Below are 22,860 nucleotides of genomic sequence, written 5' to 3'. Positions count from 1 at the left end.
CACGCGGATCTTGGCGGGTTTTCGCGGGCGGCGGGCGGTTGCGTAGAGTCCGCAGGGCGGGCTGGTCGGCGGCCCGGTGGAAGCGGAACGGAAGCGGCTCGGGACATGACGGCGAACGGGTACGACCAGGCGGCGGGCGCGGCGGGGATCGACCCGGCGGATCTCGAGGTGTGCCTGCGGGTGCTGGCCGCGGTCGACGACCTGCCGATCGAGCATCCGGACGCGGTGCGGGTGCGGCGGGCGACGGCCCGGTTGTTCAAGACGGTGAAGAAGCACCGGCGCCGGGACCGGCGGGAGGCGGTGCTCGCCGCGGACGAGGCGGTGACGGCGGCGACCGCGACCGGGGCGCCGGGCCGGATCGACGACGAGACCAAGGGCATCCCGCTGGTGTCGCCGACGAGCGGGGCGAGCGCGGGCCGGCTGCTGCGTCCGCGCGCCTGCTACGTCTGCAAGGAGCGCTACCACGACGTGGACGCCTTCTACCACCAACTCTGCCCGGCGTGCGCGAAGATCAACCGGGATCGGCGGGACGCCCGGGCCGACCTGACCGGGCGACGGGCGCTGCTGACCGGTGGCCGGGCGAAGATCGGCATGTACATCGCGCTGCGGTTGCTGCGCGACGGGGCGCACACCACGATCACGACCCGCTTCCCGCACGACGCCGTACGCCGTTTCAAGGCGATGCCGGACAGCGCCGACTGGCTGCACCGGTTGCAGGTGGTCGGCATCGACCTGCGGGACCCGGCGCAGGTGGTCGCCCTGGCCGACTCGGTCGCCGGGCAGGGCCCGCTGGACATCCTGATCAACAACGCGGCGCAGACCGTACGGCGTTCCGCCGGGGCGTACGCGCAGTTGGTCGCGGCGGAATCGGCGCCGCTGCCGGAGGGCTCGCTGCCCGAGCTGGTGATCTTCGGCGGTGCCGGCCGGTCCGAGCTGACCGCCGGTGAGGCCGGCGGCGGCATGTTCACCCCGCAGGCGCTGACGGCGCTGGCGCTGACCAGCCGGTCGGCGACCCCGGACCGGATCGCGACCCTGACGGCGATCGACGCCGGCGGTCTGGTGCCCGACCTGGACCCGGTCAACAGCTGGAGCCAGCGGGTGCACGAGGTCGACCCGCTGGAACTGCTCGAGGTGCAGTTGTGCAACGTGACCGCCCCGTTCGTGCTGGTCAGCCGGCTGCGGCCGGTGCTGGCGGCGGCACCGGCACGGCGCAAGTACGTGGTGAACGTCTCGGCGATGGAGGGCCAGTTCAGCCGGGGCTACAAGGGCGCCGGCCACCCGCACACCAACATGGCCAAGGCGGCGCTGAACATGCTGACCCGCACCAGCGCGGCCGACATGTTCGCCGAGGGCATCCTGATGACGAGTGTGGACACCGGCTGGATCACCGACGAGCGGCCGCATCCGACGAAGATGCGGCTGGCCGAGGCGGGGTTCCACGCGCCGCTGGACCTAGTCGACGGGGCGGCCCGGGTGTACGACCCGATCGTGCGCGGCGAGCAGGGCGAGGACGTGTACGGCTGCTTCCTGAAGGACTACTCCCCGTCGGCGTGGTGAGCCCGTAGGTCGCGCAGGACGGCGCCGGCGGCACGCCAGCCGCTGGCCAGGGCGCCCTGGATCGACGGGCTGTCCCGGTGGTCGCCGGCGACGTAGCGCCGGTCGCCGAGGGCGACGGGTTTGCGCAGGTGCCCCTGGGGCGGGTCGGCGGCCGGCAGGGCCTGCGGCAGCTCGACCGTGGTCAGGTGGGTCCAGTCGGCGGTGGGGCGCCCGTAGAGGCGGGCGAGTTCGGCCCGTACGACGGGCTCGGGTACCGCCGGACCGGCGACCGAGGTCGCGATCAGGTGCCGGCCGGGTGGCGCGTACGTCGGCGCGGCGTTGCTGACGACGACGGTGTTGGCGACGAGTTCGCGCCGGTCGCCGTCGAGCAGCAGGACGGGTTCGCGCAGCGGTGCCTCGGGCGCGGCGTGGTAGTAGGTGGTCAGTGCCCGCATCCGGGGAGCCGGCAGATCGGGGAGCAGCCGGGCGGCGGTGGTCGGATCGGTGGCGATCAGCACCGCCCGGCAACCGATCCGGGCGGCGGCGGTGTGGACGGCGCCGGGTGCGACGCGCTCGACCGGGGTGTCCAGCCGGATGCGGTCGGCGGGCAGTGGCGCGGCCAGCGCCCGGGGCAGGGCGGCCATCCCCCGGGCGGGTACGCCGATCCGGCCGCGGGCGAACGAGCGGACGACCATCGCGAACACGTGGCTGGAGGTCGTCAGCTCGCGGTCGGCGAAGACGCCGGACAGGAACGGCCGGAGAAGTTCCTCGATGATCCGGTGGGACAGACCGGCGCGGCGCAACGCGGTCTGGGTGCTGACCTCGGGTGCGGCGAGCAGCCGGTCCGGGTCGATGGTGGCGAGCCGGGTGGCCAGCGCGGCGAACCGGAGCCGGTCGGACAGCCGGCCGATGCCGGCCAGGGCGGCGGAGGGTGCGCCAGTGGGGTCGCGCAGCGGGTTGGTGAGCCGGTGCAGTCGGCGGGCCGCGGCGAGGCCGGCCAGACCGGCGCCGATGACGAGAACATCGGTGTCGACAATGGGTATGCCCACAAAAAGCTCCCCCGTTTGGACTCGAACCAAAAACCTGCCGGTTAACAGCCGGCTGCTCTGCCAATTGAGCTACGGGGGACTGCTGTGCGCCGGGTTCCGGATCTCTCCGGCCCCTGGTGCCGGCACAACTTTACAGCAACTCCCCCACCTTCGGTCCAGGGGGTTCTTCGCGACACGCCACCCCATCAAATCTGGGCAAATCGCCGTGGCGCACCCAGATGTGCATGGTCTCGGAGGAGGATGGGTAGGTAACGCAGGACAGACGACGCAGGCGCGACACCGTTGACCGCCGGGCAGGTCCCGGGGAGCAACACCGCGTCAGGCATGGAGGGAGCCGCAATGCGCGGAAAGCTTTGGTTCATCGCCGGGGTCGCGGCGGGCTTCGTACTCGGCGCCCGGGCGGGCCGCGAAAAGTACGACGAGCTGGTCGTCAAGGGCCGCAAGGTCCTCGACCATCCGACGGTGCAGGAGGCCGCCGGCGTCGCCCAGGCGCAGGCGAACCGCCTCTACACCGAGGGCAGGGACCGCCTGAGCCACACCCGACTCGGCGAGAAGCTGAGCATCGGCGGCGGTTCGGCGAGCCCGGTCGACGACTTCGCCGGCTCGTCCGTGGGCAGCGGATCGGCTTCGACCTCGAAGGCGTCGACGCCGAAGCCGTCGAGCCCGAACACCAACGGCAGCACCCTCTAATCCCGGGTAGCGAAAAGGGGGGCCGGTCGCCAGGCGACCGGCCCCCCTTTTTTCGTCCAGGTCATTCCTTGATCGAGAAGACCGGGTCAGTCCCTGGTCGAAAAGACCGGGTGCAGTCCCTGGTCGAAAAGGCCGGGTCAGTCCTTGGTCGAGAAGGCCGCGTCGAACGCGGCGGTCGGCGGGTCGAAGGCCAGCCTACGGACGAACGCCAGCGCGTCGGGCGCACCGACCAGGCGGTCCATGCCGGCGTCCTCCCACTCGATCGAGATCGGGCCGTCGTAGCCGATCGCGTTCAGCGCCCGGAAGCAGTCCTCCCACGGCACGTCGCCGTGACCGGTGGAGACGAAGTCCCAACCCCGGCGCATATCCGCCCACGGCAGGTGGGAGGCGAGCCGGCCGCGCCGGCCGTCCCCGGTACGGACCTTCGCGTCCTTGCAGTCGACGTGGTAGATCCGGTCGGCGAAGTCGAAGATGAAGTTCACCGGGTCGAGTTCCTGCCACACGAAGTGCGACGGGTCCCAGTTGAGGCCGAACGCCGGCCGGTGGCCGATCGCCTCCAGCGTGCGCTTGGTGGTGTAGTAGTCGTACGCGATCTCGCTGGGGTGCACCTCGTGGGCGAAGCGGACGCCGACCTCGTCGAAGACGTCGAGGATCGGGTTCCAGCGGTCGGCGAAGTCCTGGTAGCCACGGTCGATCATCTCCGGCGGCACCGGCGGGAACATGGCCAGCGTGTGCCAGATCGACGACCCGGTGAAGCCGATGACGGTCCTGACGCCGAACTTCGCGGCGGCGCGGGCGGTGTTCTTGAGTTCCTCGGCGGCCCGCTGCCGGACCCCCTCGGGCTCGCCGTCCCCCCAGATCCGGCCGGGCAGGATGCCCTTGTGCCGCTCGTCGATCGGGTGGTCGCAGACGGCCTGACCGACCAGGTGGGCCGAGATCGCGAAGACCTGGAGGTTGTACTTGGCCAGCGTCTCGCGCTTGCGGTCGACGTACGTGTCGTCCGACAGTGCCTTGTCGACCTCGAAGTGGTCACCGCCGCAGGCGATCTCCAGGCCGTCGTAGCCCCACTCGGAGGCCAGCCGGCACACCTCCTCGAACGGGAGGTCGGCCCACTGGCCGGTGAAAAGCGTGATGGGTCGCGCCATTGTCCTACTCCCCTGTCGTGACGCGGGATTCGCGGGCGGCGGCACGCTGACGCGGCGCCGGTGGGGTGGCGCGAGGAGGCCATGGTGCGTGGCGGCCACGGCGGTCACCGGTGGGTGCTTTCACACCCGGTCCGACAGGTGCCTTCACACCTGGGCCCAGCGGGTTGCGCCTCCCGCCAGGTCACCGGCCACCGCCGAGGGTCGCCGACCACACTCTAACTCAGGGAAGTGTCCACTTCTGGTTCGCTCCGCTGCCGCAGGCCCACAGGTGCACCGGGGTGCTGTCGGCGGAGTTGTTGCCGGAGACATCCAGGCACTTGCCCGACGCCGGGTTCACCAGCGTCTGGTTCGCCTGCGGCGTCCAGTTCTGCGCGCCGGTCCCGTTGCAGGTCCACAACTGGATCTTCGTCCCGTTCGCCGTACCCGCACCCGACACGTCCAGGCACTTGCCCAGTGCCCGCAACGTCTGCCCGTTACGCGTCCAGGTCTGCGCCGCCGAGCCGTTACAGGTGTAGAGCTGCACCTGGGTGCCGTCGGCGCTCGCCGCGTTACGCACGTCCAGACACTTGCCGGCCAGCCCGACCACCGGACCGGTGCCGCCGGTCGGCGGCGGGCCGCCGAGTTCCCGGATCCGGACGTTGCGGAACGAGACGTCGTCGCCCGTACCGTGGTTCTGCAGCCCGATGTGGCCGGCCAGCGAGCGGACCGGGTCGGTGTTGGTGAAATCGTTGATCTTCACACCGTTGAGGAAGATCTGCAGCCGCTCCCCCTCGACCAGCAACTCGTACGTGTTCCACTGGCCGGGCGGGTTGAGCGCGGCATCGCGGGCGGCGAGATCGGCGGACTTGAACGTGTAGACCGCGCCGGTGGTGCGGTCGGCGGCGTCGGTCGCGTCGATCTGGATCTCGTAGCCGTTGTTCACCGCCGACCACGGGTCGGTCGACGGCGGGAAGCCGATGAAGACGCCCGAGTTGTCGTCGCCGGCCATCCGCCAGTCCAGCTTCAGCGAGTACGACGTGAACTGCCGGGCGCTGTACCAGTACAGGCCCATCCCGCCGACCGAGGTGAGGGTCGCGTCGGAGTTGGTGAAGCTGCCCGGCCCGGCCTGCGACCAGCCGGTGGTCGAGCCGTTGTAGAGGGGGGTGTAGCCGGTCTCGGCGCGGCAGTCGGCGCGCACCCGTCCGGCGGCGTACCGGATCCCGCCGAGCAGGTGGGTCCGGAACGCGGGTTCGGCGTACGACGCCTGGGTGTGGCCGCCGCCGGTGTAGAAGGAGCGGCCGCCGCCGTACGACTTGCACCAGGCGATCGGGTGGTCGGCGCCCATCGACCCGCCGGAGTACGACGACTCGTCGAGGGTGGCCAGCACCTTCGCGCCGGAGCGGGGGTTGGTCTGGTAGTTGTACCACTCGTCGGTGCGGGTCCAGGTCTGTGGCAGGTGGGCGGTGGCGGCGTGCGCCCGGTCCTCCACCTTGACGTTCGCCTGCTGGATGGCCGGGTGCGAGGCGAAGTAGCCGCCGACCAGGTTGCCGTAGAAGGACCAGCCGTACTCGGTGTCGGCGGCGGCGTGCACGCCGACGTACCCCCGGCCACCGGCGAGGTACGCCTCGAACGCCGCCTGCTGGGTGTCGTTGAGCACGTCGCCGGTGGTGTTGAGGAAGACGACCACCTCGTACTGGTTGAGGTTGGCGGTGGTGAACGCCGCGGCGTCCTCGGTGGTGGTGACGGTGAAGTTGTTGGCCGCGCCGAGGTCGCGGATGGTCTGGATGCCGACCGGGATCGAGTCGTGGCGGAAGCCGGCGGTCTTGGAGAAGACCAGGACGTCGTAGGGGGCGTCGGTGGGGCTGGCGCTGGCCGGGCCGGCGGGGGCGCTGGTGCAGGCCAGGGCAGCCAGGCAGGCGGTGGCGAGGCCGATCGAGGATCTGACGAATCTACGCACGGTCTGCTCCTTTCTCAGGGAAGGGTCCACTTCTGGTTGGCACCGGTGCCGCAGTCCCACAGGTGCACGGGCGTGCTGTCGGCGGAGTTGTTGCCGGACACGTCCAGGCACCGGCCCGACGCCGGGTTGAGCAGCGTCCGGTCGGCCCGTGGCGTCCAGTTCTGCGCCCCGGTCCCGTTGCAGGTCCACAACTGGATCTTCGTCCCGTTCGCCGTACCCGCGCCCGACACGTCCAGGCACTTGCCCAGTGCCCGCAACGTCTGCCCGTTACGCGTCCAGGTCTGCGCCGCCGAGCCGTTACAGGTGTAGAGCTGCACCTGGGTGCCGTCGGCGCTCGCCGCGTTGCGTACGTCGAGACACTTGCCGGCCAGCCCGACGACCGGACCGGTGCCGCCGGGGGTGGTACCGGTGGCGAGGGTGAAGGCGTCGATGTCGAACAGCGCGCCGCTGCCGCCGGCGAACGTCAGGTAGAGCGTGGTGGTGCCGGCCGGCGGGTTGGCGATCGTGCCGGTGACCTCGGTGAACGTGTCCCAGGAGCCGGTGACGGGGGCGGTCGCCGAGCCGAGCACGGCACCGGTCGCCGAGCCGGCCCGGACCTGGACCGTGCCGCCGACGCCGGCCGACGAGACCCGGGCGGTGAACGAGGTGGCGTTGGAGATGTCGTACGGGTCGAAGGCGATCCAGTCGCCGTTGTGGATGTCGCCGACGGTCCGGCCGCCCTCGGCGGTCGCCTTGGCGAAGGTGTTCACCCCGGAACTGGTCTTGAGGTGCTCGGCCTGCCGGTGCCGGGGCTGGAGGATGTGCTGGGTGTGCGTGGTCAGCCCGCCGGCGTCGGTGTATTCGGCGTCGAAGACGGCGAAGATGTTCGCGGCGTCGTCGTGCTCGCCGTCGTTGGGCACGGTCAGCGAGCCGGAGCAGCCGTTCGTCGAGGTGATCTGGTGGCCGTGGCTGTCGTGGCCGAGCACGTACGTCATCTTCACCTTGCCGCAGTCGATCGTGCCGTCCTCCGGGTCGGTGACGGTGATCGAGAACGGGACGGTGTCGCCGAACGAGAAGAGTTGCCCGCTCCTCGGCGAGTTGATCGTCACCCGGGGTGCGGTGTTGCCGACGGTGACCGTCACGCTCGCCGTGCCGGTGGCGCCCTGCGGGTCGCGTACGGTCAGCGTCGCGGTGTAGGTCCCGTTCGTGGCGTACGTCTTCGTCGGGTTCGCCGCCGTCGACGTGGTGCCGTCGCCGAAGTTCCAGGCGTACGTCAGCGCGCCGCCCTCCGGGTCGGCGGAGCCGGCGGACGAGAACCTGACGGTGAGCGGCGCGGGGCCGGACAGCGGGGTGGCGCCGGCGACCGCGGTCGGGGCCCGGTTGCCGCCGCCGAGGTAGTCGAAGCGGTACAGGGCCGAGTTCTCGTCGCCGTTGAAGTAGCCGGTGCCGTAGTCGAGGACGTACAGCGCGCCGTCCGGGCCGAACGCGGAGTCCATCACCTGCTTGCCGACCCACGGGAACGTGTCGATGGTGCCAGGGCTGCCGTCGGCGTTGAGGTGGATCGGCTTGATCCAGCCGCGGCCGAGTTCGGTGGCGAAGAACTGCCCGTCGAAGGACTGCGGGAACTTGGTGGCCGAGGGGTTGGCGGGGTCGTGGCGGTAGACGGGTCCGGCCATCGGCGACTCCGATCCGCCGCCGAACGCGGGCGGGGTGCCGGCGTCGCCGCCGTACCGGATCCAGGCCGCCCGGGCCGGCGGCAGGGTGGTCAGGCCGGTGTTGCGGAACGAGTTGTTGGTCGGCCCGCCGGCGCAGTTGTACTTCGGCCCGCTGGCGCCGGTGGCGAAGTCCCACTCGTTGTAGGTCTCGGTGGTCGTGTTGGTGCCGGTGCAGTACGGCCAGCCGTAGTTGCCCGGGGAGGTGATCCGGTTGAACTCCACCTGGCCGGACGGTCCCCGGTTGGGGTTGGTGGAGCCGGCGTCCGGGCCGTAGTCGCCGACGTAGACGTGGCCGGTGGCCTTGTCGACGCTCATCCGGAACGGGTTGCGGAAGCCCATCGCGTAGATCTCCGGCCGGGTCCGCGCGGTGCCGGGCGCGAAGAGGTTACCGGCCGGGATCGAGTACGTCCCGTTCGCGTTGACCCTGATCCGCAGGATCTTGCCGCGCAGGTCGTTGGTGTTGGCCGAGGTGCGCTGGGCGTCGTACCCGGGGTTGCGGTTGGTCCGCTCGTCGATCGGGGCGTAGCCGGCGGAGTCGAACGGGTTGGTGTCGTCCCCGGTCGACAGGTAGAGGTTGCCGGCGGCGTCGAAGTCGATGTCGCCGCCGACGTGGCAGCACAGCCCGCGGTCGGCGGGCACGTCGAGGACGGTGACCTCGCTGCCCAGGTTCAGGGTGAAGTCGGCGTTGACGGTGAAGCGGGCCAGCCGGTTGACGCCCTGCCAGGCGGAGAAGTCGGTGCCGGTGATCGGGGCGTCGCCGCCCGGGGTGGACAGTGGGGGCGCGTAGTAGAGGAAGACGTGCCGGTTCGTGGCGAAGTTCGGGTCGACGCCGATGCCCTGCAGGCCCTCCTCGTCGTGGGTGTAGACCGGGATCTTGCCGATGACGGTGGTGGTGCCGGCCGCGTCGGTGCGGCGGACCGTGCCGTTGCGGGCGGTGTGCAGGACGGACCGGTCCGGCAGGACCGCGAGCGACATCGGCTCGCCGACCTCGGCGACCCCCTTGGCGAGGGTGACCTGCTGGAAGTCGGTGGCGTTGATCGGGTGGGCGGCGGCCGGTGGGCCGGCCGCCTGCACCAGGACGGTGGCGGCGGCGAGCACGAGTGCGGCGCCGGTCGCCCGTCCACGGTAAATGGACATGGCGGTGCATCCCTTCCTGACTGGGGATGGCTCGGGCCGGGCGCGCGCCGCCGCGCCGGGACCGTGACGATCGGGCGCCGCCGGGGGTGTGCCATGACCACCGCGACGCCGTATGTTGCGAACAGATTAATCAGCGGACGTGGATACGTCTACATCTTTCGATGTTTTGACGACGCCTTTCGCTCGTTCCAGCGAAAGTCCCCGGCCAGGCCGCCGCCGGTCCGGCTCAGTAGCCCCACTCGGCGAGCGGCTTCTCCAGCACCCGCTCGACCGCCGCGACCTGCTCCGGAGTCAACTCGTCGCGGTACGCCGCCCCCCGGCCGACGTGGAACTCGTAGCGCCCGAAGCCCCGGTCGAACGCCGGCGACCACTCCAGCCCGAGGAAGTCGAGCATCCGGGCGACCTGCCCGCGCGGGTCGGCGATCAGGTCCTCGTAGCGGACGTCGAGCCACTGCCCGGTCGGGTGCGCCGCCCGCGCCTCGCCGAACGACGCCATGAGCATCTTCCAGCCCAGCGCGGCGAGCACCGGGAACGACCGCCCGGACTCCTCCCACTCCTCGCGCAGGTCGCCGGGGAGCGGGCCGTAGAGCCAGTTGTCCGGCCCGCGCCAGCCGTCCCACCAGCCCATCTGCAACCACGAGTTGGCCACCGCCCGCCCGTCGCGGACCACGTTGACCACCCGCAGGTCCGGGTACGCGGCGTGCAGGAACCCGGTCCGCGGCCAGCCGGTGACCGGCTGGAGCAGCACCGAGCAGCCCTGCCGCTCGATCCGGGAGTCGAAGAACGCCCGCAGCCGGCGGGCCACGAACGGGGTCAGGTCGGCGGCGACCAGGTCCCGGCACGGCCGGGAGAAGCCGGCCATCACCTGCCGGTCGAGCAACTGGTACGCCTCGGACGGCGCGACCCGCAGCCGGCCGCGCTCCAGCAGCTTCCGGCTGTGCCGCAGCGAGGTCATCCCGGCCGGCCGTGGCACCGAGCCACGGTAGAGCCGGCCGTTGAACCGCCCGCGCAGGTTGAGCCGGGACAGCTTGTCGTCCAGGCCGGAGACGAAGCCGACGTCCGGGTGCCGGGCGATCAGTTCCTGCACCAGCGTCGAACCGCACCGGCCGGTGCCGGCCACCACTGACAGCACGTGTCAGCCCTCCCCGTCGTCGGACCGGCGCCCGCCGGCGAGGTCGGCCGCCGGGCGGTCGCCGGCCGTCCGGGCCGTCCGGTCGCCGGCCGCCGGACGGTCGGGCCGGCGCAGCGGATAGCCGAACCGGCGCAGCAGCGGTGCGGTCACCGCGCTGGCCACCAGGTAGCCGGGCCGGGACAGCCCGGTGATCCATTCGGTGTCGTCGGTGATCGGCACCGGCCCGGTCCGGTGCCGCGACGGGTTGCCGGCGACCGAGTGGGTGGCGGCGAGGCGTACCTCGCCGGGGCCGGTGAACGGCAGCTCGCCGGCGTCGAGCCCGGCGAACCCGGCGATGCGGGCGGTGGTGCCGGCCGGGTCGGCGACGAAGTCCTCGTAGCGCACCCGCAGGTAGCGGTCCGGTGCCCGGCGCCCCCACAGCCGCAGCGTCGCCGCGTTCCACACCGACCAGAGCAGGGCCGCCTTCCACACCGGCGGGCGGCTCATCAGCCGGTCCCCGGGCACCCCGTCCAGGCTCCGCCGCCGCCGCCACGAGAAGGCGGTCGCCCGCGGGTCGCGTACGACGTGCAGGACCCGCAGGTCGATGCCGGGCAGGCCGTCGAGCAGTGCCCCGTACGGCGGCAGCTTCGACGAGTCGACGATCACCGGCCCGGCCGGCCCGGCGGGACCGACCGCCTCGGCGAGCGCGGTGTAGAGCGCGGCGAGCACCACGTCGTCGGGATGCGCCGGTACGGCGGTACGACCCGCGCGGTGCCGGCGCAGCAGGCCGGGCAGCCCGCGCATCCGCAGCCGGGTACGCAGCCCGGCGGCGATCCGGCCGGCGTCGGCCGCCGGCAGTGCGGCCACCACCCTCGTCCACAGCGGGCACTCGGCGAACGGTGCCCCGCAACCGCACGGCCGGTTGTCGAGGATCCCGCGCTGCCACAGGTAGCGCAGCTCGCCGGCGGCGAAGCAGCCGTCGAGCTGGCCGAGCACGGTGGTGACCAGGGTGCTGCCGCTGCGCCCGCTGCCGGCGAGGTAGAGCACCCGGACCGGGCTCACCGGCCACCTCCGCCGGCCGGCGCGGTGGCCGCCCGGCCGGCGCCGGCCGGGCTCCCGGCCGCCCCGGCGTAGATCTCACGCAACCGGCGCAGGTGCGCCGCCGGCGGGAAGTCACGTTCGATGCGCTGCCGGCCGGCCCGCCCCATCGCCAGCGCCCGGTCGGGGTCGGCGAGGACCGAGGTCAGGGCGGCGGCCAGGGCCGCGGGATCGTCGGCCGGCACGATCTCACCGTCGACGCCCGGTTCGACCAGCTCGGGCAGGCCGCCGAGGTCGGTGCCGACCACCGGTACGCCGCAGGCGAACGCCTCCAGCACCGACAGCGGCTGGTTCTCGTGCCAGCGCGACGGGACCGCGACCACCCCGGCGGCGCGGACCAGCTCGTGCAGCCGGGCCTTGTCGAGCCGGCCGTGGAACCTGACCCGGCCGGGGGCGACCCGGCGGGCCAGTTCCTCCAGCATCGGGCGGACCGGCCCGTCGCCGGCGACGTCGACCGGGACGCCCGGCGGCAGCGCGGCGGCCGCCTCGACCAGGGTGTCGACCCCCTTCTCGGCGGCGAGCCGGCCGGCGTAGACGACTCCCCCGCCCGGGGTCGACTTGGCCGGCAGGCCGGTCAGGTCGACGAAGTGGTTGACCACCCGCAGCCGGTCGGGATACACCCCGGCCCGGCGCATCACGTCGGCGAGGAACCGGCTCGGGCTGACGAAGGCCGCCACCGGGTCGTAGGCCCGGAGCCGACGGTGCAGCCACGACTCGACGGCGAGCAGGCCGCTGGCCGCCAGCGAGCCGTCCTTGCAGCGCCGGCGGGCGGCGGTCAGCGGACCGCCGGTGACGCAGGCGTCGCAGATCCCGCCCCGGTCGAGCAACTGGTAGCTGGGGCAGGCCAGCTTGTAGTCGTGCATGGTCAGCACGCACGGCACGCCGGCCGACCGGGCCGCGGCGAGGACCGACGGGGAGAGCTGGTGGTAGATGTTGTGCAGGTGCACGACGTCGGGCCGGAAGTCGTCGATGACCCGGGCCAGCCCGCGCCGGCTGGCGGGCGACCAGACCATCCGGGCCGCGGCGGCGGTCCGCGGGCGCAGCCCGCGCGGTGCCGGGTCCAGTTCCAGGTACGGCGGGAAGTGCCGCTCGTACGGCAGTCCCGGCTCGTTGTCCGGGTGCCGCATGCCGAAGTACGCGACCTCGTCGCCGGCCGCGCGCTGGAGGTCGGCGACGTCGAGCAGGTAGCCCTCGGCGCCGCCGCGGCGGTAGAGGAACTTGTTGACGTGGAGGACGCGCATTGACCTGCTCAGCTCGACCGGCGGACGGGGGCCGTCCGGCGCGTGGGCGCCGGTCCGGGCGCCGACTGTGGAGCCTCACGCTAGACAGGGCCGCCCGGCCAGTCCAGTTCATGATCTTCAACTGACTGAACGGATGATCCCTGAATGCCCGTTAGTTCCGTGGCCTGGCCTGTGGCCGGATCGTGTGTATAGCCTGGCACGGCCCGACCTCGCCCGGACCGGCTGTCGGGGCTGGTGGCACCGGCGGCGGAGGCGACCGACGGACGGCGGAGAGGGCATCCGGCGGAGGCGGCATCCGACGGCGGAGGAGGAGCGGTGGCCGACGACGAACCCTCGGCGCTGGCATACACGGCGCGGCGGATCGCCCGGCATGTCCGCTGGGCGCGGACCGAGGGCATCGGCCGGCTCGTCGAGGAGGACCGGCTCAACCCGGTCGAACGGCTGCGCACCGGCCTGGGCAAGGCCCGCTGGCGGCTGCGGCACCGGGTGGCGCCCGGCACGGCGGTGCCGGTCTACCTCGTCGGACTGCAACGCTCCGGCACGAACATGCTGGTCCGCGGCCTCGACAACGCGCCGGAGTTCGAGGTCCGCAACGAGAACGACCGGCGGGTCTTCCACCGCTTCCAGTTGCGCGCGGACGAGGTGCTGACCGCCGTGGTCCGCCGCAGCCGGCACGCGTACGTGCTGGTCAAGCCGCTGTGCGAGACGCACCGGGTGGACGAGTTGCTGGCCCTGCCCGGGCTCGCCCCGGGCCGGGCGCTGTGGATGTGGCGCGACGTCGACGACCGGGCCCGTTCCGAGGTCGCCAAGTTCGGCGACGCCAACCTGCGGGCGCTGCGGGCCATCGCCGACGGCACCATCGGCGGGCGCTGGCAGGGGCAGCGGCTGGACGCAACGACGTACGAGCTGATCCACGGGTTCGACCACGCGCGGATGGACCCGCACACCGCCGCCGCCCTGTTCTGGTACGTCCGCAACGACCTGTTCTTCCGGCTCGGCCTGCACACCCGCGCCGACGTGCTGCTGTGCGGCTACGACGCGCTGGTCACCGATCCGGCCGGCCAGATCCGCCGGCTGTGCGACTTCCTCGACTTCCCGTACCGGCCGGCGCTGTCCGCCCACGTCGAGCGGCGGACCCCGCGTCGCGACCGGCTACCGATCGACCCCCGGGTGCGCGACCTGTGCGACCGGCTGACCGAACGCCTGGTCGCGGCGGGCGGCCCCGTGGCGGCGAAAACTGGAGGCGCTACGTGACCGAGCCGACCCCGTCCACCGCGCCGATCTTCCTGGTCGGCTGCCAGCGGTCGGGCACCACGATGCTGCGGCTGGTGCTCGATTCGCACTCGCGTATCAGTTGCGGCCCGGAGACCCGGTTCCTGACCGACCTCGAACGCGTCGTCGGCCGGGACTGGGAGCGGCTGGCCCGCTTCGGCTTCTCCCAGGACGACTGGCTGCGCCGGATCGCCGACTTCTTCGGCGGCATCCACCACGACTACGCCGCCGGGCGGGGCAAGGCCCGCTGGGCGGACAAGACCCCGCTGTACGCGATGTCGCTGCCGTTCGTCACGAAGGTCTTCCCGGACGCGCAGATCGTGCACGTGATCCGCGACGGCCGCGACGTGGTGGTGTCGCACCGCAAGCGGTTCGGCTACTGGTCGGCGGTGAAGTGCGTCGTGAAGTGGCCGCGTTACATCCACACCGCCCGCGCCGCCGGCCGGGAACTGCCGGCCGACCGCTACCACGAACTGCGCTACGAGGACGCGGTCAACGAGCCGGAGAAGACGATGCGGGCGCTGTTCGAGTTCCTCGGCGAGCCGTGGGAACCCGACGTGCTGGAGTACGGCGACAAGCAGCACGACGTGGCCGCGAAGTACACGGTGGAGGCGGACCGGCGGCGGGCGGCGGCGAAGACCGACGCGCCGATCTACGGCTCGCGGGTGGGCACGTACCGCCGGGAACTGGACCCGCTGCTGCGGCTGCTGGTCTTCGTCTTCTCCCGGTCCACACTGCGTGAGCTGGGGTACCGGTGATGCGGGCGCGGGCGAACCGGCGGCGGTCGGCCCTGGTCGCCGGGCTGGTCGCGGTCGTGCTGGCGGCCTCGGTGGCGTGTACGGCCGACGAGCCGGATCCGGCGCCGCCGCCCGGCCCGGAGCCGACCGGCAGCGCCCCGGCCCCGTCCGGCGGGCCGCCGCTGGTGGTGCCGGAGGGCACCAACCCGTTCGGGGCGCACTGGGACTGGTCGCGCTACGACCAGTTCACGCCCTACCTGCGCAAGATCTCCGGCTCGGCGACCTATCACGAGCTGACCTGGTGCGCGATGGAGAAGACCAAGGGGCAGGTGGACTGGGCCGCGGTCGACCGGGTGGCGCAGCGCAGCCGCGACCTGGGCATCACGCTCAACCTGAAGATCCGCACCGGGGTCTGCTGGGCGACCGGCGGCACCGCCCAGCACACCCGTGGCCAGGCCAACAAGACCGAGTCGGCGATGCCGCTCGACATGGCCACCTACCAGGCTTTCGTCCGCTCGGTCGTGGAGCGCTACACGCCGTACGGGGTGACGCAGTTCGCGGTGGAGAACGAGGTCAACGCGCCGCAGTACTGGTCGGGCACGCCGGAGGACTACGCCACGCTGGTGCGGGCCGCCGCCGAGGCGATCCACGCGGCCGCCCCGCAGGCGAGGGTGGTCGACTCGGGCATCAGCAGTGTCGCGTACGGGTTCGGGGTGGTCGACCGGCTGGTCAAGGCCGGTGACACCGACGCGGCGATCCGCGCGTACGGGGCGTACTTCGCCCGCCGGATCGGCACCCGGGGCCAGAAGATCCCCGAGGTGCGCGATGTGGCCAGCCTGGACCGGGCGCTGGCCAACGAGGCCAACGCCCGCAACGTCGCGTTCCTGGCCGCCACCGAGCGGCTGCTCGACGAGGGCGTGGTCCAGGTCCGCCAGGTGCACTACTACGAGCATCCGGACGGGGTGCCGGCGCTGCTCGACTACCTGCGCGCCGAGAATCCGGCCGGGGTGCCGATGGAGGCGTGGGAGGTCGGCCAGTTCTGGCGCGACGGCGACGGTGACGCGGCCAGCCGGGCCGGTGAGATGACCAAGGTGGTGACCGCGCTGCTGGCCGGCGGGATCCGGCAGGTGATGTGGCTGCCGCTGGCCTACAACCCGAACAACCGGGCCGGCTCCGAGGTGCGGTACGGGTTGCTCGACCCGGACGGCGCCGAGCGGGAGGCCGGCCGGATCATGGAGGTCCTGGTGGCCGCCTCGCGGGGCGCGACCGTCACCGCCGTGAGCCGGGACGCGGTGACCGGGGTGGCGTTCGAGCGGGCCGGGGCGACCACGCTGGTCCTCTGGTCGCCGGCCGGAACGTCGGCCAGCCTGCCGGCGACGCCGGGGCTGCGGGCCGGCCCGGCCGGCGCGACCGCCACAGATGCCACCGATACTTCCATCTCGGACAATCCGATCATCGTCCAGGGTGACCGGACGGCCGAACAGATCCTCGCCACCCTGCGCTGATCCACGACGACCCGCGCCACGACGGCCGGCCCGCACCCGCGGGCCGGCCGTCGCACATTACCGGCGAGTTGCCCACGCGTTACCCACACGACGACCCCCGACCGCCTCCGCGCCACGTCGAAGACCTGCCTGGGCAGGTTCCGACAAGTGCATATGGTTCGATCGGCGAACCGGCCCATAACCTGCACGCACCTCGGGACCTCAAGGAGTGCGCATGGGTCGGACACATAGATCATGGCGGGTGGGCGTGGCGGCGGTCGCCACGACCGCGCTCGCCGTACTCGGCGCGGCGCCGAACGCGCTCGCCGTGGACACGCCGGAGATCGTCGTCGCAGACGGGGTCACCCAGCCCGTCTTCGGCTACGGCGACGCGATCCGGGAACGGCTCTTCATCGATTCCACCTTCGACAGCGACGGCGACGGGCTGCGGGACATCATCGCGTTCGACGTGATGCGTCCGAAGGCGACCGAGGACGGGCTCAAGGTGCCCGTCATCATGGACGCCAGCCCGTACTACACCACCCTGGGCCGGGGCAACGAGTCCGAGCGCAAGGTCGACCTGGACGGCGACGGGCTGCTCGACAAGTGGCCGCTGTGGTACGACAACTACTTCGTGCCGCGCGGCTACGCGGTGATCCTGCTCGACATGGTCGGCACCGGTAACTCCACCGGCTGCCCCACGACCAACGCCAACGAGGACAACCTCAGCGCGAAGCAGGCGATCAACTGGCTCAACGGCCGGGCCACCGCCCGCAACGCCGCCGGTGAGGTCGTCAAGGCGGACTGGCACAACGGCAAGTCCGGCATGATCGGCAAGTCGTACGACGGCTCGCTGGCGATGGCCACCGCCGTCACCGGCGTCAAGGGCCTGACCACGATCGTGCCGATCGGCGGCCCGTCGGAGTACTACGACTACACCCGCAGCAACGGTGTGATCACTCGGGGCAACAACTACCCGTCGTCGCTGGCGAACACGGTCACCAACCCGGAGCGCCGGGAGTACTGCAAGCCGGTCCGCGACCGGCTGGCCATCGAGGACGGCGACGAGCACGGCGACTACACCGCCTTCTGGAACGAGCGCAGCTACGTCAAGAAGGTCAAGAACCAGACCGCCAGCGTGTTCCTCATCCACGGCACCAACGACGACAACGTCCGCGCCGACCACTTCAGCAAGTACTGGTACGCGCTGACCGAGTACGACATCCCGCGCAAGCTGTGGCTGAACCAGACCGGGCACATCGACCCGTTCGACTTCCGCCGGGCCGAGTGGGTGTCGACCCTGCACCGCTGGTTCGACTTCTGGCTCTACGACATCCAGAACGGCATCATGGACGAGCCGCGGGCCGACGTGGAGCGCTCCGCCAACGTGTTCGCGACGTACGCCGACTGGCCGGTCCCGGGCATGAACGAGACCGAGGTGTTCTTCCAGCCGGGCACCGGCGGTGCCGGCGGCCTCGGCCTGGTGCCGGTGGCGAAGCCGACGACGCTGTCCTGGCAGGACAGCCCGACGCAGAGCCAGAACGCCATGATCAACACCCCGGACGTGCCCAGCCCGAACAAGCTGGCGTTCCTGTCCGAGCCGCTGACCGCGCCGCTGCACATCTCCGGCACGCCGCGGCTGAAGATCCGGGCCACCGCCGACAAGACCAGCACCCACTTCGGCGTGATCCTGGTCGACTACGGCACCGACGAGCGGGTCCACCACCGTGGTGGCAACGACGGCATCATCACCCTGACCACCGAGGACTGCTGGGGCGAGAGCAGCGCCGTCGACGACGCCTGCTACAAGCACACGCAGACCCGGGTCTGGACCGCCGACCAGGAGCTGGTCACCAAGGGCGTCCACGACGCCAAGAACCGCCAGTCGATCCGCAACGCGGTGCCGCTGGTGCCGGGACAGGCGTACAACTACGACTTCCCGCTGCTGCCGGAGGACTACGTCTTCAAGCCGGGCCACCGGATCGGCGTGATCGTGGTCGGCAGCTACCCGCAGTACTCCAGCCAGGCTGACCAGAACCGGGCGAACATCGACCTGGCGCTGAAGACCAGCCGGATCGTCCTGCCCATCGTGGGCGGTACGGCCGCGGCCCACGCCGCGGGGCTCTGATACCGGGTCCGGGCGCCGGAGACCTCCCTGGCGCCCGGACCCATGCAAAGCACGTCGCGGGCCAGTGCCAGCCCGCGGCGCGGCCCCCGGGAGACGACCTGACGCGTCCTCCCGGGGGCCGGTCCCTTTCCGCCCCGCATTCCGCCGGATCACCGGGAGCATTTTGGCTCCCTTACTCGAAATGCGAACGGCGGCTCCGCCGGACGAACAACGATTTGAGTCGGGGCACCGATTCACCCGTACGCGAACTCGCCAGCGGCTCACCCCTCGTGCTAAACAATGCATGCCCATTCGTTTTCCCCGGTTCGCCCCCGGGCCCGTTCTCCGCACACTCCGCCCGTCACGGCGGAACGCACCGAAACCGCGATGGCCAGATTCCAGGCGATGAACGTTTGGAACAACGGCACCGATTGTGTTTCGTAGCGCGGAGAGGTTGACATGCCGTTCAAAGAGCCCGTGAAGAAGACCCTGCGTGCCCAGTGGCTGGGCATCCAGTTGCGGGACCTGCGCGTCGAGCGCGGAATGACCCTGCAGGAGGCCGCGAGCTACCTGCGGTACGACTACAGCTCGCTCGGCCGGTTCGAACGGGCCGAGCTGCCCTTCAAGCACGACGACGTGGTCGCCCTGCTCGACCTGTACGGCGTCTTCGACGCCCAGGACCGGGCCCGGCTGCGGCAGCTCTGCACCGAGACCTGGCGCAGCGACCAGTGGGACGTCGACTTCTCCGACGCGGTCTACGACAGCACGTTCGTCGACTACCTGTGGCTGGAGGAGAACGCCACCGAGATCCGCCTCTTCGACGCCGCGATGCTGCACGTGTTGCTGCAGACCCGCGCGTACGCCGAGGCGTCGGTCCGCCTGGTCGAAGGCCCGCGGGTGCCTTCCGAGCGGGTCGCCCGCTTCGTCGACAAGCGGATGGAGCGGCAACGGGTGGTCCAGGAGGGCCGGGTTCGGGTGTCGGTCGTGATCGACGACGCGGTGCTGCGACGGTCGTTCGGCGACGCCGGCCTGCTGCGCGAGCAGCTCGTCCACCTGGGCCGGCTGGCCCGCGAGCGGGACGTCGAGATCCGGGTGCTGCCGCCGGACGCCAACCTGCGCCCCCGGACGTTCGGCGCGTTCACCCTGTTCGAGATGCCGGACCCCTACCCGGAGGTGGCCTACCTGGAGAACCTCGCCGGCCGGTTCTACCTGGAGGCGCCGCGCAGCCAGCGGTTCGCGCACGCGTACGACCAGCTCTGCGCGGCCGCGCTCGACCCGGCCGAGTCGCTGAAACTGATCGCCGCGATGGTCGGTGACCGGTCCTGAGACGGCGACCGCCCGCGACCGGCTGTCCGTCGTGGACGACCGGTCGCGGGCGGGCGGCGGGTTCAGCCGAGGACGTGCTCCTTGAGCTGCGTGTCGAGGGCGGCGGCGTCGATGCCGCCGGGCCATCCGCGCAGCAGCCGGCCGTCCTTGCTGAGGATGATGACGGCGGGAGGTTCGCGCACCGCGTACGCCCGCCAGACGTTCATCGAATCGTCCAGCACGACCGGGTATTCGACCTTGTGGGTGCGCAGGTATTCGTCGAGCGGGTCGGCCTCGTCCTCGCCGGCCACGCCGAGGAACACCACCCGGTCCTGGTAGGTGCGGGCCAGTTCGCTCATCGCGTCCTGCCGGTCGGCGCAGATGGTGCACCACGAGCTGAAGAAGGTGAGCACGACGGGCCGGTCGGCCCACAGGGTGCTCACGTCGATGTCGGTGCCGTCGGTGAGGGTGGCCGAGAAGCGGGGTGCGGTGGGCGCCTCGGTGGCCGGCGGCTTCAGGGCGAGTCCGGCCGGGGCGGGGCCGGGCAGCGTGTGCGCTCCTCCGGCCACCTTGTCGGGGGTGTCGTCGCCGCCGGTGCAGGCGCCCAGGGCGAGGGCGGCGGCGACCAGGATCGCGGGCAGCAGCCTCTTCCTCACGGGATCACCGCCACCAGGGACGGGCCGCCCTCGGGGTTGTCCCGGTCGGTCGTCAGGGCGATCGGCGGCCGGTCGTCGATGACGAGCTGGTACGCGTCCCGCTTGGGCACGGTGACCGGTACGGCGAACTCGCAGAACGTGGGCACCCGGGGTACCTCCAGGTCTTCCTCGAACGCCGCGATGGAGGTGCCGGTCGGCAGCTCCCCGCTGGCGAGTTCCGCGCCGTCGCCGTCGACGAGGCGGTACGGCGCGGTGCGGTGCACGAACAGGTAGGCGCCGCTGCCGGCGCAGTCCACCCCGATCTCGCGCAGGTTGAACTCCCGGACGAGCAGGCGGATGGTCATCGGGTCGCCGTCCTCCGCCGGATCCGATCCGGTGCAGCCGGCGGTGACGCCACCGGCCAGCAGCAGCGGGAGCAGCGTGGCCGCCAGCCGGCGGCCGCGGTGCTGTCGAGTCATTGATCCTCCCGGATCGAACGGATCGGACGGCCCGATCGCCCTGAACAGTCTGCCCTCGGAATGGGAGGGGGTCTCCGGTGGTGGTGCGCCACCGGAGACCCCCAGTTGCCGCGCTGGGTCAGATCACTTCTCGACCCGGCACTGCTTGGTGAGGGTCTTGGTCGGGTCGCTCACCGAGGTGGCGGTGAGCTTCACGAACCCGGTGTCCGCCGCGTTGGCAGCGGCACCGACCGACACGTTCACCGTGGTGGACTGGCCGAACTTGGCGGTCGCCAGCTCGTTCGGCAGGGAGACGCGCCAGCCGCGACCGGCGACCTCCGCCGACAGGCGGTAGACGTCGGACTTGGTGTAGGCGTTGACGTTCTCCGGGTGGGCCTGGCCACCGGCCGACCAGCTACCGGTGTTGGTCAGGTCGAACGAGCAGGTCACACCGCGGTTGGTGGGCTTGCTGTTCGGGGTGGTGACGGTGCCCTTGGACAGGTTGACACCGTGGGTGCTCGGACCACCGGTGCCGTCCAGCGACTTCACCGCGACCGTGTACTTCAGCACGCCGTCCTTGTCGCGCTTGAGGTCGAGGACGAAGAAGTGCAGCCGGTTCGCCTCGTCGACGTACTCGAACTCGCTGCCGGAGTTGGTGCCGGCGTGGAACAGCGCGTCCGACAGCTGCCGGTAGTCACCCATGGTGATCTTCTGCGGGGTGCCGTCCGGCTTGTAGAAGTCGATCATGTCGATGTCCTGCGGGTTCGCGTCGATGACCCACTGGAACGGCGCGCTGTCCTGGTTCTTGGTCTTGCTGAGCAGCACACCGGCGTCCGGGGTGAACGAGTCGGCACCCATCCGGTCGACGACCTCGACGGTGTAGTTGTTGAAGTTGCCGCCGTCGCAGTGCAGGTTCGTGGCGACGGTGCAGGCCGGCGACAGGTCCTTGTTCATCGCGATGTTGATACCGGTCAGGCCATTGGGGCCGGCCTGGACGGCACGCGCGGTGATCTCGGCGACCACGAGGCCCGAAGAGGCCAGAGCCTCACGGGACAGCCGCAGCACGTTCTCCTCGCCGATCAGACCGATCTTCATCTTGTCGCGCAGCGTGTGCAGCGAGCCCATCGAGCCACCGTTGACCGGCGGGATCTGCCAGCGGGTGTGCGGACCGCCCGGACCGTTGAACGACCCGCGCGACATCATGCTCCAGATGCCGGTGTACGCCCGGCGCAGCGGCGTGCCGTACGGGTTGTTGTAGTTGTCACCGATGGTGAGCAGGTGGCTCAGCTCGTGGGCGTAGACACCCATGCCGGAGCTCTCGGCCTGGGTCGAGGAGCCGCCGCCGGCGTTCGGCCAGATTCCGGCCGCCGCCTTCCACGAGGTCCACTCGACGTACCGGGTACGCGCGTAGTTCGGCATGTTGGGGTCCGGCGGGCCCCACGCGTCCGGCACGTCCTCCTTGGTCTGGAACATCATCTCGCCGAATTCCTGCCAGGTCGCCGACTCGTCCTGGCCCGCGCCGAGGATGAAGATCAGCTCGAACTGGCTGGCGGCCTCCTCACCGATGGCCGCGCGCCAGAGGCCCAGGCCGTCGGTACGGATGTTCCGGCTGCAGGTCTCCCCGCTCGGGCACATGCCCGGGTTCATGCTGTTGTCGATACCGTAGTGGTACGACTTGTGCGGCAGCGTGTACGGACCGAACGAGGTCAGGTCCACGCCGTAGCGGCCGCCCGAGTCCTCCATCCAGTACTCGTGCAGCGTGTGGCCCTTGTTCAGGGTGTTCGGCGTGTTCAGGAAGTCCTTGTAGAACGTCGCCACCTGGTCGCGCGGGATGTTGGCGGCGGTCGACTGCGGGTTGCCGAAGATCGACGACCGGGCCCGCTGCGTGATCACGAACGGCTGGTCCACGTAGTCCAGTGTCACCAGCGCGATGTTGAAGTTACGGACCGAGCCCCGAACGTTCGGGTCGGCCCAGTTGGTGTTCGGGATCGCCCTGTAGTCGTTCCACGTCATGGCATCTGGGTTCTGCCAGTTCTGCGGATCGATTACCCCGAACGGCGCGTTGCTGCCGGCCGGGTTCCCCGGCGCGGCGGCGGCCGGCGCGGTCGCCACGGAGGCGACCAGCGCGGTGGCCACCGCGGCAACCATCACCGACCGTCGCACGCGCGGTCGCTTGGCGTTGACAAGGTGCATCAAGTCACCTCTCGTTGAGGGTGGAACGGCGC

At 71.4% G+C, this 22,860-nt stretch carries 17 protein-coding genes and 1 tRNA gene; 7 read left to right on the top strand and 11 right to left on the bottom strand.

The genetic code is table 11. From position 1 onward, the window contains the following. Positions 1 to 105 precede the first annotated feature (105 nt). Complete coding sequence (locus QCD66_RS07870) at positions 106 to 1,557, top strand: SDR family NAD(P)-dependent oxidoreductase (protein WP_375733613.1); 1,452 nt, start codon at positions 106 to 108, stop codon at positions 1,555 to 1,557. Here QCD66_RS07870 and QCD66_RS07865 read toward each other — a convergent pair. Both QCD66_RS07865 and QCD66_RS07860 read right to left on the bottom strand, forming a co-directional pair. Next, on the bottom strand, positions 1,536 to 2,579 hold the full coding sequence (locus QCD66_RS07865; protein ID WP_375733661.1) for an FAD-dependent oxidoreductase: 1,044 nt from the start codon (positions 2,577 to 2,579) through the stop codon (positions 1,536 to 1,538). The genes QCD66_RS07870 and QCD66_RS07865 overlap by 22 nt on opposite strands. Positions 2,580 to 2,591: 12 nt before the next feature. Continuing rightward, a tRNA-Asn gene (locus QCD66_RS07860) sits at positions 2,592 to 2,664 on the bottom strand. Positions 2,665 to 2,924: 260 nt separating this feature from the next. Here QCD66_RS07860 and QCD66_RS07855 point away from each other — a divergent pair. Continuing rightward, positions 2,925 to 3,275 carry a hypothetical protein gene (locus QCD66_RS07855; protein WP_364209195.1) on the top strand — a complete coding sequence of 117 codons (351 nt, stop codon included), beginning with the start codon at positions 2,925 to 2,927 and terminating at the stop codon, positions 3,273 to 3,275. A gap of 137 nt (positions 3,276 to 3,412) precedes the next feature. Here the strand turns inward: QCD66_RS07855 and QCD66_RS07850 are convergent, their stop codons facing one another. The 6 genes from QCD66_RS07850 to QCD66_RS07825 all read right to left on the bottom strand — a co-directional run bounded on the left by QCD66_RS07850 (position 3,413) and on the right by QCD66_RS07825 (position 12,637). After that, positions 3,413 to 4,420, bottom strand: coding sequence for a sugar phosphate isomerase/epimerase family protein (locus QCD66_RS07850; protein WP_364209192.1), 1,008 nt, complete (start codon positions 4,418 to 4,420; stop codon positions 3,413 to 3,415). 220 nt (positions 4,421 to 4,640) lie between these two features. Continuing rightward, complete coding sequence (locus tag QCD66_RS07845; RefSeq protein WP_375733612.1) at positions 4,641 to 6,356, bottom strand: ThuA domain-containing protein; 1,716 nt, start codon at positions 6,354 to 6,356, stop codon at positions 4,641 to 4,643. A 14-nt stretch (positions 6,357 to 6,370) separates the two neighbouring features. Then, the gene (locus tag QCD66_RS07840; protein WP_375733611.1) at positions 6,371 to 9,187 is read right to left on the bottom strand and encodes a PQQ-dependent sugar dehydrogenase; all 2,817 of its coding nucleotides are present in this window, start codon (positions 9,185 to 9,187) and stop codon (positions 6,371 to 6,373) included. A gap of 226 nt (positions 9,188 to 9,413) precedes the next feature. After that, positions 9,414 to 10,319, bottom strand: a complete 906-nt coding sequence (locus tag QCD66_RS07835; RefSeq protein ID WP_364209183.1) for a sulfotransferase — start codon at positions 10,317 to 10,319, stop codon at positions 9,414 to 9,416. Positions 10,320 to 10,322: 3 nt separating this feature from the next. Further along, the gene (locus QCD66_RS07830; RefSeq protein ID WP_375733610.1) at positions 10,323 to 11,360 is read right to left on the bottom strand and encodes a sulfotransferase; all 1,038 of its coding nucleotides are present in this window, start codon (positions 11,358 to 11,360) and stop codon (positions 10,323 to 10,325) included. After that, positions 11,357 to 12,637 (bottom strand): glycosyltransferase, encoded by a 1,281-nt coding sequence (locus QCD66_RS07825; RefSeq protein WP_375733609.1) that lies wholly within the window; start codon positions 12,635 to 12,637, stop codon positions 11,357 to 11,359. The genes QCD66_RS07830 and QCD66_RS07825 overlap by 4 nt, the downstream gene beginning before the upstream one ends. 315 nt (positions 12,638 to 12,952) lie before the next feature. Between QCD66_RS07825 and QCD66_RS07820 the strand changes: the two genes are divergently transcribed. From QCD66_RS07820 to QCD66_RS07800, 5 genes are all read left to right on the top strand, one after another. After that, the gene (locus tag QCD66_RS07820; RefSeq protein ID WP_364209174.1) at positions 12,953 to 13,891 is read left to right on the top strand and encodes a hypothetical protein; all 939 of its coding nucleotides are present in this window, start codon (positions 12,953 to 12,955) and stop codon (positions 13,889 to 13,891) included. Then, entirely contained in the window at positions 13,888 to 14,667 is a 780-nt protein-coding gene (locus QCD66_RS07815) for a sulfotransferase (protein WP_357539404.1), read from the top strand. The genes QCD66_RS07820 and QCD66_RS07815 overlap by 4 nt, the downstream gene beginning before the upstream one ends. Further along, complete coding sequence (locus QCD66_RS07810; RefSeq protein ID WP_407567058.1) at positions 14,667 to 16,151, top strand: hypothetical protein; 1,485 nt, start codon at positions 14,667 to 14,669, stop codon at positions 16,149 to 16,151. Before QCD66_RS07815 ends, QCD66_RS07810 begins: the two co-directional genes overlap by 1 nt. Positions 16,152 to 16,365: 214 nt before the next feature. After that, entirely contained in the window at positions 16,366 to 18,258 is a 1,893-nt protein-coding gene (locus QCD66_RS07805; protein WP_364209168.1) for a CocE/NonD family hydrolase, read from the top strand. 438 nt (positions 18,259 to 18,696) lie between these two features. Then, positions 18,697 to 19,563, top strand: coding sequence for a helix-turn-helix transcriptional regulator (locus tag QCD66_RS07800; protein WP_364209165.1), 867 nt, complete (start codon positions 18,697 to 18,699; stop codon positions 19,561 to 19,563). Between the two features lie 62 nt (positions 19,564 to 19,625). Here QCD66_RS07800 and QCD66_RS07795 read toward each other — a convergent pair whose 3' ends face one another. From QCD66_RS07795 to QCD66_RS07785, 3 genes are all read right to left on the bottom strand, one after another. After that, complete coding sequence (locus tag QCD66_RS07795) at positions 19,626 to 20,198, bottom strand: TlpA disulfide reductase family protein (RefSeq protein ID WP_364209162.1); 573 nt, start codon at positions 20,196 to 20,198, stop codon at positions 19,626 to 19,628. Beyond that, on the bottom strand, positions 20,195 to 20,656 hold the full coding sequence (locus QCD66_RS07790) for a hypothetical protein (RefSeq protein ID WP_357539409.1): 462 nt from the start codon (positions 20,654 to 20,656) through the stop codon (positions 20,195 to 20,197). The genes QCD66_RS07795 and QCD66_RS07790 overlap by 4 nt, the downstream gene beginning before the upstream one ends. A 123-nt stretch (positions 20,657 to 20,779) precedes the next feature. Further along, complete coding sequence (locus QCD66_RS07785) at positions 20,780 to 22,828, bottom strand: M6 family metalloprotease domain-containing protein (RefSeq protein WP_407567057.1); 2,049 nt, start codon at positions 22,826 to 22,828, stop codon at positions 20,780 to 20,782. Between the last annotated feature and the right edge of the window lie 32 nt (positions 22,829 to 22,860).

Origin of the sequence: Polymorphospora sp. A560 (assembly GCF_045781765.1) — a bacterium.
Taxonomy (GTDB): Bacteria; Actinomycetota; Actinomycetes; order Mycobacteriales; family Micromonosporaceae; genus Polymorphospora; species Polymorphospora lycopeni.
The sequence above is the reverse complement of the archived record's forward strand: the minus strand, read 5'-3'. Positions and strand labels throughout refer to the sequence as shown.

Coding starts and splice junctions, on each gene's coding strand:
- QCD66_RS07870 (WP_375733613.1), top strand. CDS start 106: ATGACGGCGAACGGGTACGACCAGGCGGCGGGCGCGGCGGGGATCGAC.
- QCD66_RS07855 (WP_364209195.1), top strand. CDS start 2,925: ATGCGCGGAAAGCTTTGGTTCATCGCCGGGGTCGCGGCGGGCTTCGTA.
- QCD66_RS07850 (WP_364209192.1), bottom strand. CDS start 4,420: ATGGCGCGACCCATCACGCTTTTCACCGGCCAGTGGGCCGACCTCCCG.
- QCD66_RS07840 (WP_375733611.1), bottom strand. CDS start 9,187: ATGTCCATTTACCGTGGACGGGCGACCGGCGCCGCACTCGTGCTCGCC.
- QCD66_RS07825 (WP_375733609.1), bottom strand. CDS start 12,637: ATGCGCGTCCTCCACGTCAACAAGTTCCTCTACCGCCGCGGCGGCGCC.
- QCD66_RS07810 (WP_407567058.1), top strand. CDS start 14,667: ATGCGGGCGCGGGCGAACCGGCGGCGGTCGGCCCTGGTCGCCGGGCTG.
- QCD66_RS07805 (WP_364209168.1), top strand. CDS start 16,366: ATGGGTCGGACACATAGATCATGGCGGGTGGGCGTGGCGGCGGTCGCC.
- QCD66_RS07800 (WP_364209165.1), top strand. CDS start 18,697: ATGCCGTTCAAAGAGCCCGTGAAGAAGACCCTGCGTGCCCAGTGGCTG.
- QCD66_RS07790 (WP_357539409.1), bottom strand. CDS start 20,656: ATGACTCGACAGCACCGCGGCCGCCGGCTGGCGGCCACGCTGCTCCCG.
- QCD66_RS07785 (WP_407567057.1), bottom strand. CDS start 22,828: ATGCACCTTGTCAACGCCAAGCGACCGCGCGTGCGACGGTCGGTGATG.